At 65.6% G+C, this 4,484-nt stretch carries 3 protein-coding genes; all 3 read left to right on the forward strand.

Annotated features, from left to right (window positions below; translation table 11 throughout):
* The first annotated feature begins 257 nt into the window (after positions 1-257).
* A complete protein-coding gene (locus tag I5M_RS10885) occupies positions 258-1,622 on the forward strand; it encodes a S41 family peptidase (protein ID WP_022721431.1) in 1,365 nt (454 codons plus the stop codon).
* A gap of 325 nt (positions 1,623-1,947) precedes the next feature.
* The gene (locus I5M_RS10890; protein ID WP_022721432.1) at positions 1,948-2,838 is read left to right on the forward strand and encodes an ABC transporter substrate-binding protein; all 891 of its coding nucleotides are present in this window, start codon (positions 1,948-1,950) and stop codon (positions 2,836-2,838) included.
* 127 nt (positions 2,839-2,965) lie between these two features.
* Positions 2,966-4,484, forward strand: a 1,519-nt coding sequence (locus I5M_RS10895; protein ID WP_022721433.1) for an amino acid ABC transporter permease/ATP-binding protein, incomplete at its 3' end; no start/stop codon positions are given.

Below are 4,484 nucleotides of genomic sequence, written 5' to 3' on the forward strand. Positions count from 1 at the left end.
GAAAGGCATCGCTGCCGCGGCACGGGCGCTGCCGGCGGCGACCGAATCTCCAGTCGAGACCGGGGCGCGGCCAAGTCCAGGCCGCGTTTGACAGTGTGCGCGCCTATTAGCCCTTGAGCCGCCGCTTTACCGGCGTATTTATAAGACACCCGTTCCAGTCGGTGGGGCCAGATTCCTCCAGGCGGAACCCGCCGCGGTCAGGCGCGGCTGGCCCTCAAACGCGCGCGCCGCGCCAGCTCATTCAGGTGTCCTTCCTCATGTTCAAAGCCCGCCGATTTCTCATCAGCGCCGCTGCCGCCGCCGGCATCGTCACCATTCCCATGCTGTCGGCGCTGGCGCTGCAGCGGACGCCGACGGCGCAGCCCGACCTCGATCTGATCGGCGGCGTCATCGGTCTGGTCGAGCGGGCCTATGTGCATCCGGTCGGCGCCGACGATCTGACCAAGGACGCCCTCAAGGGCATGCTGAACCGGCTCGATCCGCATTCGGACTACATGGACGAGAAGGAATTCAAGGACATGCAGACCGACATGTCGGGCCAGTTCGGCGGCCTCGGCATGCAGATCTCGGGGCAGGGCGGCGTGCCCAAGATCGTCGCGCCGATCGACGGCACCCCCGCCGCGCGCGCCAAGCTCGAGCCCGGCGACGACATCATCAAGGTCGGCGAGACCGCGACCCAGGGCATGAGCCTGCGCGAAGTCGTCGACATGCTGCGCGGCACGCCCGGCACCAAGGTGACGATCACCATCCTGCGCGGCAAGGAGCCGCCGTTCGACGTCACGCTGACCCGCGAGATCATCAAGGTCGCCTCGGTGAAGTCGGAGCTGAAGCCCGACGGTATCGGCTATGTGCGTATCAGCCAGTTCGGCACCGACACCTCGGACGGCTTCAAGAACGCGCTGAACAAGCTGAAGAGCGACTCCAAGGACGGGCTGAAGGGTCTCGTCATCGACCTGCGCCAGGATCCGGGCGGTCTGCTCAACGCTGCGGTCGACGTCGCCGGCGATCTGCTCGATGGCGGCACCGTGGTGTCGATCCGCGGTCGCCAGCCCGACGATCAGCGCGTCTTCAGCGCGCCCAACAAGGGCGACATGTTGCCCGGTGTGCCGGTGGTGGTGCTGATCAACGGTGCCTCTGCCTCCGCCTCGGAAATCGTCGCCGGCGCGCTGCAGGACCGCAAGCGCGGCACCGTGATGGGCACGCAGAGCTTCGGCAAGGGCTCGGTGCAGACCGTGATCCCGATCAAGGGCCGCGGTGCAGTGCGCCTGACCACGGCGCTGTACTACACGCCGTCGGGCCGCTCGATCCAGGACGAGGGCATCACGCCGGACATCGTGCAGGAAGCGCCGAAGGATCAGCAGATCGCCGGCGGTGCGATGCTGCGCGAAGGCGCGCTGCGCGGAGCCATCGCCAATCCGGGTCAGCTCGGCAGCGACGGCAAGCCCGGCACCGCCAAGTCGAAGACCCCCGGCGCCGCGGCGGCGACAGACAAGCCGGCGGCATCGTCGCCGCCGATCAAGGCCGACCTGATCGGCAAGCCCGATGACGCCCAGCTCAACGCAGCGATCAGCTATCTCAGCAAGCGCGCCGACAACGACAAGGGTGCTGTGAAGGCGCAGTAATGCGCGTCAAATCCTCCGCCTAAGCAAAAAACTACGTCATGGCCGGGCTTGTCCCGGCCATTAACGTTTTTGGGCGTAGCTTGTTCAGCAAGACGTGGATGGCCGGACCTTCGCCGCGCCGAAGCGGCTTTGGCCGCGCAGGCGGGACGAGCCCGGCCATGACGATGACCATCGCCTATAAATCGCGCAACTGCTGCCTATTTGGCAGCAGTCTTCGAACAAGAGGTTGTGCGCCCGGAGACAAGTTTTTCTGCGGCGCCCGGTCTTAGCTCCCAGACGGTTCGGAACATGGCCCGTGCCATGACAACGTCGAAGGAGCGATCGAATGGTCAAGTTGCCTAGTCCCGTTATTCGCCGACTGACGAGCGCCGCCCTGCTCGGCGCGCTCGTGCTCGCCGGCTTTGCGATGCCCAAGCCGGCCGAAGCCGCGCCGGCCGCCTGCGCGGCGCTGCAGGCGAAATATCCCGACTGGAAGGGCAAGACCCTCGTCAACGCCATCAACCCGCACACGCCGGGCTACGAGTCGATCGATCCCAAGGACCCCACCAAATATGTCGGCTACGACATCGATCTCGGTGAAGCCATCGGCGACTGCCTCGGCTTCAAGCTGACCTACAAGGCGGTGACCTTCGCGGCGCTGCTGACCACGCTGGCCAGCGGCCAGGCCGACATCGTCATCTCCGACATCTACGCCACCGAAGAGCGCGCCAAGGCGGCGGACTTCATCACCTACTCGAAGGTGTTCGACGGCGTTCTGGTCGCCAAGGGCAACCCGAAGAAGATAACCGGCATCAACACTTCGCTGTGCGGCGCCGCTGCGGCCGAGAACACCGGCTACGTCGAAGTGCCGCTGATCCAGGCGGTCGCGCCCGAGTGCAAGAAGGAAGGCAAGGCCGAGCCGACCATCCAGCTCTACGACAACAACGCCAACTGCATCCAGGCGATCCTCGCCGGCCGCGCCGACACTTACATCAACGACGTCAACACCGTCGACAATGCGGTGAAGGCCTATCCGGACAAGCTCGAGAAGGCGATCGCGGTGACGATCCCCTATCAGGTCGGCATCGCCGTGCCGAAGGACAAGCCGAAATTCCGCGAAGCCGTGAAGGACGCGCTGACCGAGATCTACAAGTCCGGCGATCAGCTCGCCCTGCTGAAGAAGTGGAAGCTCGACCCCGAGAACCTGATCGAGCCCGGCCTGCTGATGGTCAAGTAAGAGCCCCGTCACTTCGGAGGGTGGGCAAAGGCGCGAAGGCGTCGTGCCCACCACTCGGCTTCGCGAAAAGTTGGTGGGCATGCTTCGCTTTGCCCACCCTACAAACTAAGCAGGGATTTCGTCCGCCATGGAGCTGTTCCTCCATTATCTGACCATGCCCTACATGATCCAGGGCATCGAGGTGACCCTGCAGGTCACTGCGCTGGGGCTCGGGGGCGGACTCATTCTTGGCCTGATCCTGGCGGGGATGCAGCTCAGCCGCTTCCCGCTCCTGTCTTCCGCCGCCCGGATCTACACCGTGATCTTCCGTGGCACGCCTCTGATCCTGCAGATGGTGTTTGCCTACGACGCGCTGCCGCATATCGGCATCAAGCTTCCCGCCATCATGGCCGCCGGCCTCGCGCTCGCCTGTAACGAAGCCCCATTCATCGCCGAGATGTTGCGCGCCGGCGTGCTCGGCGTCGAGAAGGGCCAGATTTTAGCCGGACAGGCGCTCGGCATGACGCCCGGCGTGCTGATGCGCCGGATCATCGCCCCGCAGGCGATCCGCACGATGATCCCGGCGTTCGGCAACGAAGCCGTCAGCGCGCTGAAGAATTCGTCGCTGGCTTCGGTAATCGCCGTGCAGGAGCTGACGCTGCGCTCGACGCAGCTCGCGTCCTCGACGTTCGATTTCTTCTCGATCTTCTTCGCCTCGGGCCTGATCTACCTGCTGCTGACGTCGGCGATCTCGGCGATCCAGATCTTCCTGGAATGGCTGTTCGATCTCGACCGCACCTCCAAGCAAGTGAAGCTGATGCGCTTCCTGCCCTGGTATCGCGCCCAGGGCATCGACGATCCGCTGCAAGATAACGAGTCCGCACCGGACATCCTGCCGGACGGCGGCGTCGCCGAACTGCCGCCGCCGCGCGTGCCGGCTAGTCGTATCGAGCGGGCCGAGCGCGCCAAGACGCTGGTGCACAACGACGTCGCCGTCGCGGTGAAGGCGTTGCGCAAGAACTATGACGCCCATGTGGTGCTCGACGGCGTCGATCTCACGGTGCGGATGGGCGAAGTGATCGCGCTGCTCGGCCCGTCCGGCTCGGGCAAGAGCACGCTGCTGCGCTGTATCAACAATCTCGAACTGTGGAACGACGGCACCATCGAGGTCGGAGGCCGCCGGCTCGGCTTCAATCATCTCGGCAAGCCGCTGTCGCCGCGCATGGCCGCGCAGGCCCGCGCCGAAGTCGGCGTCGGCATGGTGTTCCAGCAGTTCAATCTGTTCGGCCACCTCACCGCCAAGGAGAACATCGCCGGCCCGCTGCGCTGGGTCCACGGCGTCGCGCCCGCCGAGGCCGAACGCCGTGCCCTCGAATTGCTTGAACGCGTCGGCCTGTCGCATCGCGCCGATGCGCTGCCGCGGCATCTGTCCGGCGGCCAGCAGCAGCGCGTCGCCATCGCTCGCGCCATCGCGCCGAATCCGAGCGTGCTGCTGCTCGACGAGCCGACCTCGGCACTCGACCCCGAATTGGTCAACGAGGTGCTGGAAGTGATCCGCCGCCTCGCCGTCGAGGACGGCCTCACCATGATCATCTCGACGCATCAGCTGCCCTTCGCCAGCGAGGTCGCCGATCGCGTCGGGCTGCTCGCCCGGGGCTCGATCATCG

The organism is Rhodopseudomonas sp. B29, assembly GCF_000333455.1.
In the GTDB taxonomy this organism is placed as follows: Bacteria; Pseudomonadota; Alphaproteobacteria; order Rhizobiales; family Xanthobacteraceae; genus Rhodopseudomonas.

Coding starts and splice junctions, on each gene's coding strand:
- I5M_RS10885 (WP_022721431.1), top strand. CDS start 258: ATGTTCAAAGCCCGCCGATTTCTCATCAGCGCCGCTGCCGCCGCCGGC.
- I5M_RS10890 (WP_022721432.1), top strand. CDS start 1,948: ATGGTCAAGTTGCCTAGTCCCGTTATTCGCCGACTGACGAGCGCCGCC.